Genomic DNA, 13,431 nt, shown 5'->3' on the forward strand with positions numbered 1-13,431 from the left:
CGTCGCTCGGTGCCTCAGTCCCGCGGTTCCACGAGGATCCGCGAGCGCATCTCGAGGTGGAGCGCGCTACAGAAGTACGCGCAGTACGCCCAGTACACGCCGGGTTCGTCCGCCGTGAACGTCACCTCGCGGGTGTCCTGGGGCGCCAACGCGAGGTTGACGTCGTACTCCGGGATCGCCAGCGAGTGGATCACGTCGCTCGTGGTCTCGACGTTGGAGATCCGGATCGTCACCTCGTCGCCCTCGCGGACGGTGACCTCGGGGAACGCGTACTCGTTGCGGCGCGCCCACATCTCGATCTCGACGGTGCTCTCGTCGATCCGCTCGAAGGACTCCTCCCCCTCGGGAACGAAGTCGAGGTCGTAGTCGTCGGGGCCCCACGTCTTCGCGGGCTCGATCTTGTCCTTGTGGACGATGCTGGCGTCGTGCGGCTCGGGGTACGAGGGCTTGTCCTTGACCAGTTCCATCCCGGCGTCGTCGTCGCCGATGTGGAACAGCTGGTCGTTCTCGGGGTGGATCGGCCCGACCGGGAGGAACCGGTCCTTCGACAGCTTGTTCAGCGAGACGAGGTAGTCGCCCTGCGGCGACGCCGTGTACGACTCGCTCGCGATGAGGTGGCCGGGGTTGTAGTGGACGTCGTGTTTCTCGACTATCGGCTCCTCGGAGCCGGCCTCGGCCTCGACGGCCGCCTCGTAGTCCCACTTGACGACCTGCGAGTCGATGAACAGCGTCGTGTACGCGTGGCCGCGGTCGTCGTAGGCGGTGTGGAGCGGTCCCATCCCGACGCGGGGCTGGCCGAGGATCGCGTCCGCCGGGTCGTCGACCTCCGCGATCTCCTCGACGCCGATGACCGTACAGGTCGGGTCGAGCTTGCCGGAGGCGATCGCGTAGCTCCCGTCCGGCGTCACGCTGACCCCGTGCGGGCTCTTCGGCGTCGGGACGTACCGGACGATCGGACGGTCGCCCTCGTTGAGCGAGCTGTCCATGGTGCCGTCGACGACCGGCACGCCGCTTATCTCCTCGTACTCGCCGGCCTCGACGGCGTCCCAGATCGCGGGGATGTCGAACGCCTTCACGTAGTCGCGGTCCGCGCGGGTCATCTCCCCCTGGGTGACGCCCTCCTCGCTGTTGTAGCCGGTCGCGAAGAACCAGCGGCCCTCCTTGCCGCCGTCGCCGTTGTCCATGTTGCCGTCGACCTCGACCTGCCACTCGACGTCCATCGTCTCGGGGTCGATGGCGGTGAGGACGGAGCCGTAGGCGTCGGGGTCGTCGACGTCGCGGCCGTCGTTCGGCATCGGCACGCGGAACTCCCCGACGCCGAAGACGAGCTGGGTGTCCGGCAGCTGCATACACGCCCCGTGGACGGCCTGCGAGTTCGGGACGTTCGTGATCGCGTCCGTCTCGAAGTACTCCAGGTCGACGCGGGCCATCCGCCCGTTCGCCTTGTCGTTGACGAACAGCCAGCGGCCGTCGTAGTCGTTGTCGGTCTGAGAGACGCGGGGGTGGTGGGTGTCGCCCCACGTGTAGCCGCCGCCCTCCTCCTCGAGCAGCTCGGTCGTCCTCGCGTCGTGGCCGAACCCCCGCGCGCTCTCGGCCTGGAACACGGGGATCCGCATGAGTTCGCGCATCGACGGGAGCCCGACGACGCGGATCTCGCCGGTGTGACCGCCGCTGAGGAAGCCGTAGTACTCGTCGTGTTCGCCCGGCGGGACGCTGTGCTCGCCGCTGGCGCCGGACGAGCCGTCCCCGCCGTTCCCCTCGTCCGAGAGGACGCTCGTACAGCCCGCGAGACCGGTCATCGCGCCCACCGCGGCCCCGGCCTTCATGAAGTCGCGGCGGCCGAGCTCCAGCCGCGGAAGGTCGAGACTGGGGCGGCGGGCGGCGGCGGCGTCGGTCCCCTCCGCGGTCGCGGCGATGTCGCGCTCGTGGTCGGTGATCAGGTGCTCGACGGTGCGGCCGTCGACGATCTCGGGGCCGTCGTCGACCGCCTCGTCGTCGGCGGGTCCCTCCTCGGTTGCGGAGGCGGTCCCCGCCGCGTCGTCGCGGTGTTCGTCGGCCCGTGCCTCCCGGTCGTCGGTCGGATTCGGATCAGTAGTCATCGTGTCGTGGTCGGGCGTCGGGGGCGTCGGCGTCTCCGCCGTCGCCGCCGCCGCGTTCCGTTCGGACCGCGCGGGCGAGTCGCTCCGCCGCCGGCTCGCCGAGGACGGCCCGTAACTCCTCGGCGAACGCCGGGACGAGCCGGTCGCGAGCCGCCTCGACGTCGAAGCGGTACCGGTGGCGCGTCCTCCCGCGGTGCGTCTCGGCGTCGCGCTCGACGAGCCCCTTCTCTACCAGGCGATCGACCGTCCGCTTGACGGTCGTGTACGCGACCTCGTCGCCGCGGCTCCGCACCGCGTCGAGCAGGTCGCGGGCCGTGAGGGGCGCGTCGGCGCGCCGCAGGACCGAGAGGACCTCGCGTTCCCGCGGTCCGAGCTGTGTCCACTGGGTCATGGTTGCCGGAGCCGAACGGCGTCGTTCGACCCCGCTAGTGATCACTACGGTCGAATCTCCCCCAAGTCTCCCGCCGAACTGTTCGGAGGTTTAAGTACCCTACCCGTCCGCGAACAACTGCGAGAAGAGCGACGCCGTCACGAGCCGGAGGTGTTCGGAAACGGTCGACTTCGCGACGTCGAGCTCGTCGGCGAGGTCCGCGGCCGACGCGCCGCCCGGCTCGAAGTAGCCGCGTTCGGCCGCGAGAGCCGCGACCTCGGCCTGGCGGTCGGTCACGCCGGTGAGGTCGACGGGAACGACGTCACACCGCTCGTCGTCGGGACGGCGGTCGACGAGGAGCCGGCGAAGCTCGACGTCGAGGCCGGCGTCCTCGAAGCCGTCGACGACAGCCTCGAGCTCCTCGTGTCCGCTCAGGACGAACGAGACCAGCAGGTCGCCGTCCGCCATCCGCGTTTCGCGCGGCGAGACCGGAAAGTCCGCGAACGCCGCGGTGAGACCGCCACACGAGCAGCCGGCGCAGGTCCCGTCGGCGACGGCGTCCGCGTCGATCCCGTCACCACCGATCCCGCCGCCCGCGTTCGGACCGCTTCCGTCGTTGCCGGGCGCGATCGTTCCGTCGACGGCGGTAGCCCCGTCGGCGGACGACGTCGTTCCGCCGGTCGACGCGTCCACGGCGATTCCCCCGTCGGTTGCCGGGCGCGCGTGCTCGACCCCGTCGTGATCGATCGCGTATCGACCGTGTGCACGCCCGCCGAACTCGACGAACTCCAGGACGGACGGCGGGTCGTCGGGCGGATCGGACGCGACGAACTCGACCGTGTCGTCGACGGGGTCGACCCGGACGTCCTCCACCTCGGTCGACGCCGAGAGCGTCGCCACGGGACAGCTGTCGCAGGCCGACACCGCGAGTTGAACGTGGATCCCGTCGGTCATGGTGGTCGAGGGTACGCTCCCCGCACTCAAATAACGAGGACGGGGTTCCTACGCGGTGAAAACCCGCTCGTTCCAGTCGCTCGCTCGTGAGGGCCAACTTTCGATCGCGAGGGCCGACGATCGTTTCCGGCTGGCGTGGGCTTTTGACCCGGCGGCGAGACGTGTCGGTATGCCACCGATCGACCTCGGACTCGGGCTCGGAACCTCCGGTCTCGACGACCCCGCGGAGTGTACGGAAAGCGTCGTGACCGCGCTCGAGGCCGGCTACCGCCACGTCGACACCGCACAGATGTACGACAACGAGGCCGCGGTCGGCGAGGGGATCGCGGCTGCCGACGTCGACCGCGACGAGGTCGTCGTCGCCACCAAGATACACCCGACGAACCTCGCGCCCGACGACGTCCGCGAGACGGCCCGCGAGAGCCTCGACCGGCTCGGGCTCGACCGCGTCGACCTGTTGTACGTCCACTGGCCCACGAAGGCGTACGACGCGGAGGCGACCCTGCCGGTCTTCGACGAGCTCCGCGCCGAGGGCGTGACCGACCACGTCGCGGTCTCCAACTTCACGCCCGACCTCCTCCGGGAGGCTCGAGCGATCCTCGACTCGCCGATCGCGGCCCACCAGGTGGAGTGTCACCCGCGGTTCCAGCAGCCCGAACTCCGCGAGTTGGCCACCGAGTTCGACCACCACCTCGTCGGCTACTCGCCGCTCGCCCAGGGTGAGTTGCTCGACGACCCGACCCTCGGGGCGGTCGCCGACCGCAACGACGCCTCGCCGGCGGTCGTCGCGCTGGCGTGGGCGCTCGCACGCGACGTGGTCCCGATCCCGAAGGCGACGGGCGACCACGTCACGGAGAACCTCGCCGCGCTCGACCTCGAACTGTCCGAGGAGGACCTCGACGCGATCGACGGACTGGCGGGCGGCGATCGGACGATCGATCCGGACGACGCCGCCTGGAACCGGAACTGACCGGGGGACCTCGGGAACGTCATTCAGACCGCCGTGAGCCGCGTTTCGAGCTCCGCGTCGATCCGCTCGACGAGGTCCGCCATCGGCTCGTCGAGATACGTCACCCACTGGTCGAGAAAGCCCGACCGCCCGAGAACGCGAACCACCCGATAGATCGGTCGTCGGTCCGCGAATCCCTCGGGGAGCCCGCCGGCGCGGTCGCGGTAGCCCGCGTACACCGCCTCGCCGAACCGTTCGGGGCCCTCGTAGTCGAAGCCGTTACAGAGCTGGTCGCGCGCGCGGACCAGATCGCGGGCGGGGTCGCCCACGTGGGACAGCTCCCAGTCGAGGAGCCCCACGCCGGGGTCGTCGCCAGCCCCGTCGTCCGTTCCGTCGCCCGCAACGCCGCCCGCCCGTCCCTCCTCCGCGAGGAACGCGTTTGGGGGCGCGACGTCGCCGTGGAGCAGCGCCGCGGGCGCGCCGTCGAGCCGCTCCCGGTTCGACTCGACGCAGTCGATGGCGGCGTCGAAGTGGCGGGCGAGCCGGTCGGTCGTGCCGATCTCGCGGGTGCGCTCGATCGTCGCGAGCAGCGTGTCGGTCCACGAGGCCGTCTCGACCTCGAGGCCAGGATCGATATCGTCCGGACCGCCGTCGTCGGGGGCGCCATCGACGGCTTCCCCGACGCCGACCCGTTCGCCGCGGCCGACGATCTCGCCGTGGCCCTCGAACCGCTCGGCGTGGAGGGTCGCGAGCGTCGCGCCGACCCGCCGGAGCAGCGTCTCCCGCCGCTCGTCGTCGGCCGCTTCGAGAACCTCGTGGAGATCGCGTCCCGGGGCGGGCGCGGTCGCGAGATAGGGGACGGCCGCGTCCGGGTCGGCGGCGAGGACCGCGGGAACCGGGATCTGCCGCCGAGCCGAGACGTACTCCAGGACCGCCCGTTCGCGGGCGATCCGGCTCCCGTCGCCCGCGATCGCGACCTTGAGGTACGCGCGGTCGCCGTCGACGAGGTCCACGCCGACGGTCTCGTTGCCGCCGTTCCAGGAGGGACCGACGCCGACGAGTCCCTCGACCCGACGGTCCGGAAAGGCAACGGCGAGAGCCGTCTCGACGGGGTCGTCCATGCCTCCGGTGGCCGGGCGACGAGAAAAAACGTTCCGCCCGTCGTTCGATCCGCGAAGTGGCGTCGGTTTCCCGGACCCTCGCAGCGACCGACAAGGTCATACGCCCTCCGCGACTTCCTCGTCCGATGACCGGATCGAACGGTGATCGCCCGGGCGACGATCACCCGAACGACGATCGACGGGTGACCTTCGAGACCGAGGGCGAGACGCTCCACGTCCGCGACGCGATCGAGGGGCAGCGGCTCTCGCTTCGGTTCGACCGGGAGCCGGAGCCGCGGCCCGCGATCACCGACCTGTTCGCGCTCCCCGTCGACCGGGCGGTGAGCTTCGACGCCGAGTCGTTCTCGATCCCGAAGTACTCGACGGTGAGCGTCCGCGAGTCCGGCGGCGAGTTCGTCGCCGAACTCAGCGAGGACCTCGCGCTGCCGCGCGGCGCCTACTGTTTCGACGTCGTCGGCGCCACGAAGGCGTTCGTCCGCGCGGTCGACGTCGAGGTATCGGCGACCGGAATGGCCGACGGCGGGGCCGTCGAGATCGAGTTCGATCGATCGACGACCGTGACCGTCGGCGGGCGGTCGCTTCACACCCGTCCGGAGGCGACGATGGTCGTTCCAGACGACCCGGAGGCGCTCATGACGGCGGTGTCGGCGCTCGGCTCGTCGATCGCCGAGGCGTCGCCGGAGCGGTCCTGGCCCACCCTCCGTGGATACCCACCCCGGATCAGCCGCGGGGGGGCACTCGAGATCCCGGACCACCTCGAGTCCCCGGACGCCGGCGTCGAGATCGCGGTGCCGCCGACGTACGCCGACGTCTATCGGATCGCGCCGCTGGCGTACTACCTCGGCGCGACCGTCGTGTCCGGTACGGATCCGGAGCTTCGGCTCGAGAGCGGGTACGTCGAGCCGCTGCCGAGCGAGGGTCCCGCGCTCGAACGCCGGGTCTCGGAGCTCCTCGGAACGACGCTGTTCTTGGACTCGCTGGCCCGAACCGAGGGGTACGTCCCCTCGGACCGATACGCGTACGAGCGGATCGGCGGAAAGCTGCCGTTTTACCCGCCGAACCTGGCCGACCGGCCGATGTCCGATCGCCTGATGGAGTACCTCGAGGTCGATCCGGAGACCGTCGAGCCGTGCCTCCCCGAGTGGCCGACGACCGCGGTCCTCCGGCCCGGACCGTCGGGGATGGAACTGCTCGGCCACCTCGCGCACCTGCTCGCGCCGATCCGGGTTCGCGGGTCGCCTGCGAAGACGAGCGTCGACGGCCGCGAGAATTTCCATGACGGAGGGGAGTCCGTCGGTTCCGGTTCACCGCCCGCGGCCGCGGTCTCGCCGGCGCTCACGGTCGCGGGCGGAACGCCGAGCCCGGACGACGCGCCGCTGCCGTCCGGCACCGCCGCGGCGAGCGTCGCCGCGTACGAGAACGAACTGGACCGATCCCGGCCGACGAAAGGCGACCTGTGCGTGTCGTTGATCGCGGACTCGGACGGGCGGGCCCGGGCGTTCGAGCGAGCCATGACGGAGCCGGGACCGCCCGACGGCGTCGATTCGTGGGAGATTCTCGTCCGGCCGACTCGCGAGGAGTTTCGCGATCGGCTCGCCGATCCGGACGTCGGTCTGTCGGCGTGTTCGCTTCCGATCGACGGAACCCGCGTCGCCTGTGCCGACGGCGTCGTGGACGTCGCGGCCCTCGAGCGCGTGCCGACCACGACCGTGTTCGAGCGCGCCGGGCGCGTCGCGCCGGCCCTGGCGTCGGTGGAGGCCGGATCGCTCGCGTCGCTCGCCGTCGACGGCACGCTCGACGCGGAACGGGTCCGCACGCTCGTCGGACTGCTGGCGACCGCGACGCCGCTCGCGGCGAGCGTCGCGATCGCGCGGGTTCGAGAGCACGCCGGGGTCCGTCTCGCCGGCGATCCGTCGGCGATCGCGGTCACGCCGGAGCGTGCGGGCGCTCAGGGGTTGGTTCGGGTTCGTTCGCGCTCGGAGACGGAACACGCGGTCACGTGGCGGTCGCTCCCGTCGGTCGAGGCGCGAGTCGGCACGGAGTACCATCCGCTCTTCGAGTGGGCGGACACCGTTCCGGAACTCATCGGCACGGAACGCGAGGCTCCACGACCGCTCTCGACCGCGGAGGTGCTCGACCTCGTCCCCGAGGCCGACAGCGTCGTCGACCTCAACGGCACGGTCGTCTTCGAGCGGGACGGACTCACCGCTGACGACGTCCGGCTGTCGGCCCGGCGGGCGCTCGCCGACCGGTCGGCGTCGTCCGGGGACGGGATCTCCGTCCGGTTCGACGGGGAGTGAGTCGAGGACGGCCGGGTCCGTGGACGTCCTCTCGAGGTCCGCGAACCCGACCGGGTGTTTTTGAATCCCGGCGACCAACCGTCATCCATGCCACAGATACACCTCGACGAGTCGACCGTCGAGCGGCTCGACGCGCTCCGGATCGACGACGAGGAATACGACGAGATCGTGAACGAACTCATCAACATCTACGAGGCCGAGGAACTGGCGCTGTTCCGCGGCAGCGACGTGGAGTGATCTCGACTCCGACCGTCGAACGCGCGGTTTAACCGTCCAGACCCACGATCGGATCGACATGAGCGGGTCCACGGAGGGCGACCTCACCAAGACGGGGATGTCGCTGAAACACGACCGAGAGTGGGACTACGAACTCGACCGGATCGTCGAGGCCATCGAGGAGCGGAACGCGAGCAAGGTCGGCCTTCAGTTCCCGGAGGGGCTCAAACGCCGCGGCCCGCAGGTCGCCGACGACCTCCGCGAGGTCGCCCCCGACGACGTGACGTTCATGCTGTCGGGCCAGCCGTGTTACGGCGCGTGCGACCTCGACACCTACCTGATGCGCCGGACGGACGTGTTCGTCCACTTCGGCCATACGCCGATGAAGGAGTCCGACAGCATCGTCTACGTGCCGCTGTTCTCCAACGTCGACCCCTTCCCGATCATGGAGGAGTCTCTCGCGGAGCTTCCGGACCCCGAGGAGGACCCCGACGTCGGGCTGGTGACGACCGCCCAGCACATGAACCGCTTCGAGGAGATGACCGACTGGCTCGAGGCGCGCGGCTACGAGGTCCACACCCGCCGAGGCGACGACCGGCTCACCAAGGAGGGGCAGGTGCTCGGCTGTAACTACGCCTCCGCGGACATCCCGGCCGACCGGGTACTGTACGTCGGCGGCGGGAAGTTCCACCCGGTCGGGCTCGCGATGGAACACCCCGAGAAGACCGTCGTCATCGCCGACCCCGTCAACAACGCCGTGTCGATCGCGGAACACGACCAGTTCCTGAAACAGCGGTACGCCTCGGTCCACAAGGCGATGGACGCCGAGAAGTGGGGCGTCATCTTCTGTACGAAGATCGGCCAGGGACGGTGGGAGACGGCACAGGAGATCGTCGAGAACAACGAGAACGCCTACCTCATCACGATGGACGAGGTCACCCCCGACCGCCTGCGGAACTTCGACATGGACGCGTTCGTCAACACCGGGTGTCCCCGGATCACGACCGACGACGGCCCGCGGTTCCACAAGCCCATGCTGACCCCCGGCGAGTACGAGGCCGCGATCGGCGAGCGGCCCCTCGACCAGATCGAGTTCGACACGTTCCACGACACCTGGTGAGCCGCTGGCGGTCGACCGACCCCCTACCGGAAGGACGGCGGGTCGTGGTCGTCGTCGAGGAAGTAGCTGTCCGAGTCGGGATCGAAGTACACTTGGAGTGCCCGTATCGACCCGACGAACGCGGCGAACGCCACGACACCGAACCCGACGAGGCCGTAGAGGAGGACGATAGCGAGGGACATCGGTGGGCGCTACGCGACGCTTTCACATACCGTTTCCGGCATATTTCTCGTCCCCGACGGCCCCCTCCACGTAGTCGACCGCCTTGCTCGGCGACCCGGCCGCTTCGACGCCCTCCACGTCGTGCGTGTCGATCCCCGCGACCGCCCGACCGTGTGCGAGCGCGAGCCCGATCTCCGAGAGAGTTCCGGGACCGCCGTTCACCGCGACCGCGGCGTCGCCGTTCATCACGACGAGCGCGTTGCGGGCGTGACCCAATCCGGTCGCGATGGGGATCGTGACGTACGGGTTCGCGTCCTCGCGGCGGTCGGTCGGCAGGATCCCGATCGTCTCGATGCTCGAGTCCTCGTCGCCGTCCTCGTCGTCCTCGTCCGCCTCGCGGGCTCCTCGACAGACCGCCTCCATCACACCGCCGAGGCCGCCGCAGACGACCGTGTGGCCGCGATCGGCGAGTTCAGCTCCCAACTCCTCCGCGACCGCCGCCGTCTCGGGCGGGATCGAACTCCCGCCGATGACGCTGACTCGCATACCTAGGAGTCTCCCACGGGGGCACAAAAACCGGAGGTTCCCCCGAGGCGACCGCCTCCGATATCACTTAGGGGTGTCGCGCCGATCGGCCGACGATGACCTCGATCGGCCTGATCGGCGTCGGCTACATCGGCAAGGGGTTCGTCGACCGCTTGCGTGACGCGGGATATCCCGTGACGGCGTTCGACGTCGACGACGACCAGGTGGCGTACGCGACCGATCGCGGCGCTCGCGCCGCGGGAAGTCCCGCCGAGGTCGCCCGGGAAACCGACGTGGTGGTCCTCGCACTGCCCGGCTCGCCCGAGGTCGAGGCGACGATGGAGGGCGCGGACGGGTTACTCGCGGAGTTCTCCCGGGGACAGCTCCTCGTCGACGCGTCGACGACCCACCCGGACACGTCGGTCGTCTGTGAGGAACTGTGTGCCGAGGCGGGAGCCGACTTCGTCGAGGCGACGATCACGGGCGGCTCGCCGCGGGAGGGATACCACGTCATGGCCGGAGGATCCCAACGGGCCTACGATCGAGCCGAGGAGGTTTTGGACGTGATCGCGGACGACCACGTCCGTATCGGGCGAGTCCCCGACGCGACGGTGTTCAAGCTCGGACTCCAGATGCGCTACGCCGGCCACCACGCGGTCGACGCCGAGGTCGTCGAGTTCGTCCGTGACAACGGGGTCGACCCGACGCCGTTCACTGATTTCCTCGAGTTCGACATGTACGAGGGGTACTTCACCGGCGAGTTCGGCCAGGCGATGGAAGGCCTCGGAACGCTGGCCATCTGGAACAAGGACCTCGGCTACGTCCGGGAGTTCGCCGACGAACGGGGCACCGCGCTCCCGTTGACCGGCGTGGTCCACGAGGCGTACAAGGCGACGTCGCGCCGGATCAGAGACGGGGAGGGCCACGCCTCGGCGCTCGTCACGTACTGGATGCTGCTCAACGACAGGGAGGGCGAGTTCGACCCGACGACGGAATGACCCGGCGACGGAGTGACCCGCTGAGACGGCTCCATGCTCCGACGCTTTGATCGTCGCTACGGGTCGTCCTCCCGTATCTCCACGTCGTGGACGCCGTCGCGGAGCGTCGCCCGTTCGATCTCGCGAAGCTCCTCCGCGGTCGCGTCCACCGTCGCGAAGTGGTTGCCGGCGAGTTCCCCCGCGGGGCTCTTGAAACACGTCGGCCCGCAGGGGAGGAGGATCTCCTGTTCGTTCCGATACCCCGGGTACAACAGGAGGTCACCGCGCGACGGGTAGACCGTGTGGTTCTCCCGGGGGATCTCCGGGAGGTCGATCTCGTCGATGTTTATCCAGGTGGCGATGCCGCTCCAGCGGACGTGCATGAGCTCCGACTCCAGCGGCAGGAACTCGCGGACCGCCGCGACCGATTCGGGCGCCCGGTCCTCGTGGAGCTCGGCCGTGAACGTCGTTCCGTCGATGTCAATCGTTATCATGGGTTGACCTCGTGTCGTGTGTGTCGGCGGCGGGCGAAGTGTTAACGATGTCGTCGGTGCGGGTATCGGTCGGTTCATCCGATGACGCAGGTTCATATCCCATATGGTTCGATTTTCCCGTCGAGAGAATGTGAATCAGGGATCTCTCGGAATCGAAATCGATACTGAGGTGAAACGTTTTTAAGCGTCGGGCGAGGACTGACGTTATGAGATACGATACCGTCGTCTTCGACAACGACGGTGTTCTCGTCGGCCGCACGCGCTTCGACGTGCTCCGGGAGGCTACCCGGGACGCGTTCGAGGAGTGCGGCGTCGACGACCCCGACCCCGACGACGTAGAGCGGATGACGATCGGCGCGACCCCCGGCAGCGTGGGGACCGTCTGTCAGACGTACGACCTCGATCCGGGGTCGTTCTGGCGGACGCGCGACGACGTGGTCTCGAGAGCCCAACAGCAGGAGGCCCGCGCGGGCCGGAAGACCCCCTACGACGACCTCGACACCCTCGAGGAGCTCGACGTGAAGATGGGGATCGTCTCCTCGAACCAGCAGGCGACCGTCGACTTCCTCGTCGACCACTTCGACGGCTTCGAGGAGTTCGGCGCGGCCTACGGCCGCGAGCCAACGATCCACAGCCTCCAGCTCCGGAAGCCGAACCCGCACTACCTCGAGCGGGCGCTCGGCGATCTGGACGCCGGCTCGGCGCTCTTCGTCGGCGACAACGAGTCCGACGTGAAGGCCGCGGAGAACGCCGGCGTCGACTCCGCGTTCATCCGCCGCCCGCACCGCCGCGACTGGGAACTCAACGTCTGGCCCACCTGGGAGATCGAGACGCTGGACGACCTCTTCGACGTCTGTGGCGTGTGACGGCCGGGAGGTCGTTACACCGACTCCGACCGGCCCGATAGACGCCGAGGACTGCCGGTCTCGACCCGCATGACCCGACGAACCTTCGGGACGCTCTGCGGGCTCGTCTTCCTGATCAACCTCGGACGCGTCGCGTTCGCGCCGCTCGTCCCGACGATCGGCTCGGAGTTCGGCGCGAGCCCCGCGGTCGTCGGCTCCGTCACGACGCTGGTGTGGCTGGGGTCGGCGCTCCCGCGGATCCCGGTCGGTTACCTCCTCACGCGAGTTCCGAGACACTACGTCGTGTTGGGATCCGGGCTCGTGCTCGCCGCCGCCGCGACCTTCACCGGCAGCGCCGAGTCCATCCGGGCGCTACGGATCGGCGCGCTCTCCATCGGGCTCGCCTCGGGGGCGTACTTCGTCGCGGCGGTTCCGCTCGTCGCCGAGCTCTTCCCGAGCGGACGCGGCCGGGCCATCGGGATCCACGGAGCCGCGAGCCAGCTCGCGGCCGTGATCGCTCCCGGCGTGGTGGTCGGAGTCCTTCTCGTCTCGGGCTGGGGCGACGTCTTCCGGCTGCTCGCGGTCGGGGCGCTCGCCGTCACCGCCGTCCTGTTCGTCGTGCTCCGACGGGACCCGCTTCCCGCGAGCGCGGGCGCCGACCGCGACTTCCGGTCTGCGCTCTCCCACTGGCGGGTCATCCTCCTCGTGATCGTCGTCGTGGCCGCCCCCGGATTCGTCTGGCAGGGCGTGTTCAACTTCTACGTCACGTACCTGACCGGGACCAAGGGACTCTCGACCCCGTTCGCGAACTCGCTTCTCACCGTCGTCTTCGCGGCCGGGCTGCCCGCGTTCTGGTTCGGCGGCCAGCTCGCCGACCGGCTCCCGCAGATCCCGTACCTCCTCGGGATCCTCGTCTCCTTCGCCGGATCGCTCCTCGGGCTCGTCGTAGCCGAATCCGCCGTGACGATCGTCGCCGCCACCGTCGCGATCGGCTTCGTGGCCCACGCGATGTTTCCCGCTGCCGATACGTTCCTGCTCGACTCGCTTCCCGCGGACAACCGTGCCAGCGCGTACGCCGTCTTCAGCGGGATCGCCCTGCTCTTCGAATCGACCGGCAGCGGCGCGCTCGGCGTCGCGGCCGAGCGAGCCGGGTTCGACGCCGCGTTCGTCGCCGGCGGGCTCGGCGTCCTCACGGTCGCGGTCGTGCTCGGGACCCTCCACGCCGGCAGGGGACTCCCCGGCGGACGCGGGACCGTCGGTCAGTAACTCACGACTGATCCCGTTGACCCCCTCCGTGGA

Annotated in this window: 14 protein-coding genes; 7 read left to right on the forward strand and 7 right to left on the reverse strand. The window is 69.7% G+C overall.

Translation table 11 applies throughout. The features are described 5' to 3' along the window. Positions 1 to 14 precede the first annotated feature (14 nt). The 3 genes from nosZ to EAO78_RS05855 form a co-directional block, all read right to left on the reverse strand. On the reverse strand, positions 15 to 2,099 hold the full coding sequence (gene nosZ, locus EAO78_RS05845; protein ID WP_122104915.1) for a TAT-dependent nitrous-oxide reductase: 2,085 nt from the start codon (positions 2,097 to 2,099) through the stop codon (positions 15 to 17). Continuing rightward, positions 2,089 to 2,490 (reverse strand): BlaI/MecI/CopY family transcriptional regulator, encoded by a 402-nt coding sequence (locus tag EAO78_RS05850; RefSeq protein ID WP_122104916.1) that lies wholly within the window; start codon positions 2,488 to 2,490, stop codon positions 2,089 to 2,091. Before EAO78_RS05850 ends, nosZ begins: the two co-directional genes overlap by 11 nt. 99 nt (positions 2,491 to 2,589) lie before the next feature. Further along, the gene (locus EAO78_RS05855) at positions 2,590 to 3,423 is read right to left on the reverse strand and encodes a helix-turn-helix domain-containing protein (protein ID WP_122104917.1); all 834 of its coding nucleotides are present in this window, start codon (positions 3,421 to 3,423) and stop codon (positions 2,590 to 2,592) included. A 169-nt stretch (positions 3,424 to 3,592) separates the two neighbouring features. Between EAO78_RS05855 and EAO78_RS05860 the strand changes: the two genes are divergently transcribed. Then, on the forward strand, positions 3,593 to 4,393 hold the full coding sequence (locus EAO78_RS05860) for an aldo/keto reductase (RefSeq protein ID WP_122104918.1): 801 nt from the start codon (positions 3,593 to 3,595) through the stop codon (positions 4,391 to 4,393). Between the two features lie 23 nt (positions 4,394 to 4,416). Here the strand turns inward: EAO78_RS05860 and EAO78_RS05865 are convergent, their stop codons facing one another. Continuing rightward, the gene (locus EAO78_RS05865; protein ID WP_122104919.1) at positions 4,417 to 5,493 is read right to left on the reverse strand and encodes a phosphotransferase family protein; all 1,077 of its coding nucleotides are present in this window, start codon (positions 5,491 to 5,493) and stop codon (positions 4,417 to 4,419) included. Positions 5,494 to 5,618: 125 nt separating this feature from the next. On the opposite strand from EAO78_RS05865, the gene EAO78_RS05870 reads away from it, so the two are divergent. The 3 genes from EAO78_RS05870 (at position 5,619) to dph2 (ending at position 9,129) form a co-directional block, all read left to right on the forward strand. After that, positions 5,619 to 7,793 carry a hypothetical protein gene (locus EAO78_RS05870; RefSeq protein ID WP_122104920.1) on the forward strand — a complete coding sequence of 725 codons (2,175 nt, stop codon included), beginning with the start codon at positions 5,619 to 5,621 and terminating at the stop codon, positions 7,791 to 7,793. Positions 7,794 to 7,880: 87 nt separating this feature from the next. Next, on the forward strand, positions 7,881 to 8,030 hold the full coding sequence (locus EAO78_RS18095; RefSeq protein WP_203227837.1) for a DUF7557 family protein: 150 nt from the start codon (positions 7,881 to 7,883) through the stop codon (positions 8,028 to 8,030). Positions 8,031 to 8,088: 58 nt separating this feature from the next. After that, positions 8,089 to 9,129, forward strand: a complete 1,041-nt coding sequence (gene dph2 / locus EAO78_RS05875; RefSeq protein WP_122104921.1) for a diphthamide biosynthesis enzyme Dph2 — start codon at positions 8,089 to 8,091, stop codon at positions 9,127 to 9,129. Between the two features lie 23 nt (positions 9,130 to 9,152). Here the strand turns inward: dph2 and EAO78_RS18100 are convergent, their stop codons facing one another. Further along, complete coding sequence (locus EAO78_RS18100; protein ID WP_203227838.1) at positions 9,153 to 9,311, reverse strand: hypothetical protein; 159 nt, start codon at positions 9,309 to 9,311, stop codon at positions 9,153 to 9,155. A gap of 22 nt (positions 9,312 to 9,333) precedes the next feature. Further along, the gene (locus EAO78_RS05880; protein WP_122104922.1) at positions 9,334 to 9,837 is read right to left on the reverse strand and encodes an SLOG cluster 4 domain-containing protein; all 504 of its coding nucleotides are present in this window, start codon (positions 9,835 to 9,837) and stop codon (positions 9,334 to 9,336) included. A 95-nt stretch (positions 9,838 to 9,932) separates the two neighbouring features. Here EAO78_RS05880 and EAO78_RS05885 point away from each other — a divergent pair, with 95 nt between their 5' ends. Further along, complete coding sequence (locus tag EAO78_RS05885) at positions 9,933 to 10,814, forward strand: NAD(P)-dependent oxidoreductase (protein ID WP_122104923.1); 882 nt, start codon at positions 9,933 to 9,935, stop codon at positions 10,812 to 10,814. A 56-nt stretch (positions 10,815 to 10,870) separates the two neighbouring features. On the opposite strand, the gene EAO78_RS05890 is transcribed toward EAO78_RS05885, so the two are convergent. Next, positions 10,871 to 11,287 carry a DUF3830 family protein gene (locus EAO78_RS05890; RefSeq protein WP_122104924.1) on the reverse strand — a complete coding sequence of 139 codons (417 nt, stop codon included), beginning with the start codon at positions 11,285 to 11,287 and terminating at the stop codon, positions 10,871 to 10,873. Between the two features lie 206 nt (positions 11,288 to 11,493). On the opposite strand from EAO78_RS05890, the gene EAO78_RS05895 reads away from it, so the two are divergent. Together EAO78_RS05895 and EAO78_RS05900 are read left to right on the forward strand one after the other, a co-directional pair. Further along, on the forward strand, positions 11,494 to 12,153 hold the full coding sequence (locus tag EAO78_RS05895; protein WP_122104925.1) for an HAD family hydrolase: 660 nt from the start codon (positions 11,494 to 11,496) through the stop codon (positions 12,151 to 12,153). 69 nt (positions 12,154 to 12,222) lie between these two features. After that, positions 12,223 to 13,398, forward strand: a complete 1,176-nt coding sequence (locus EAO78_RS05900; RefSeq protein ID WP_122104926.1) for an MFS transporter — start codon at positions 12,223 to 12,225, stop codon at positions 13,396 to 13,398. Positions 13,399 to 13,431: the final 33 nt, after the last annotated feature.

The organism is Halobellus captivus (assembly GCF_003697845.1).
Taxonomy (GTDB): domain Archaea; phylum Halobacteriota; class Halobacteria; order Halobacteriales; family Haloferacaceae; genus Halorubrum; species Halorubrum glutamatedens.

Bases quoted from the DNA above. Each gene is read 5' to 3' on its own strand.
- EAO78_RS18100 (WP_203227838.1), bottom strand. From the start codon at position 9,311: ATGTCCCTCGCTATCGTCCTCCTCTACGGCCTCGTCGGGTTCGGTGTC.
- EAO78_RS05870 (WP_122104920.1), top strand. From the start codon at position 5,619: ATGACCGGATCGAACGGTGATCGCCCGGGCGACGATCACCCGAACGAC.
- dph2 (WP_122104921.1), top strand. From the start codon at position 8,089: ATGAGCGGGTCCACGGAGGGCGACCTCACCAAGACGGGGATGTCGCTG.
- EAO78_RS05890 (WP_122104924.1), bottom strand. From the start codon at position 11,287: ATGATAACGATTGACATCGACGGAACGACGTTCACGGCCGAGCTCCAC.
- EAO78_RS18095 (WP_203227837.1), top strand. From the start codon at position 7,881: ATGCCACAGATACACCTCGACGAGTCGACCGTCGAGCGGCTCGACGCG.
- EAO78_RS05885 (WP_122104923.1), top strand. From the start codon at position 9,933: ATGACCTCGATCGGCCTGATCGGCGTCGGCTACATCGGCAAGGGGTTC.
- nosZ (WP_122104915.1), bottom strand. From the start codon at position 2,099: ATGACTACTGATCCGAATCCGACCGACGACCGGGAGGCACGGGCCGAC.
- EAO78_RS05880 (WP_122104922.1), bottom strand. From the start codon at position 9,837: ATGCGAGTCAGCGTCATCGGCGGGAGTTCGATCCCGCCCGAGACGGCG.
- EAO78_RS05855 (WP_122104917.1), bottom strand. From the start codon at position 3,423: ATGACCGACGGGATCCACGTTCAACTCGCGGTGTCGGCCTGCGACAGC.
- EAO78_RS05860 (WP_122104918.1), top strand. From the start codon at position 3,593: ATGCCACCGATCGACCTCGGACTCGGGCTCGGAACCTCCGGTCTCGAC.
- EAO78_RS05895 (WP_122104925.1), top strand. From the start codon at position 11,494: ATGAGATACGATACCGTCGTCTTCGACAACGACGGTGTTCTCGTCGGC.
- EAO78_RS05900 (WP_122104926.1), top strand. From the start codon at position 12,223: ATGACCCGACGAACCTTCGGGACGCTCTGCGGGCTCGTCTTCCTGATC.
- EAO78_RS05865 (WP_122104919.1), bottom strand. From the start codon at position 5,493: ATGGACGACCCCGTCGAGACGGCTCTCGCCGTTGCCTTTCCGGACCGT.
- EAO78_RS05850 (WP_122104916.1), bottom strand. From the start codon at position 2,490: ATGACCCAGTGGACACAGCTCGGACCGCGGGAACGCGAGGTCCTCTCG.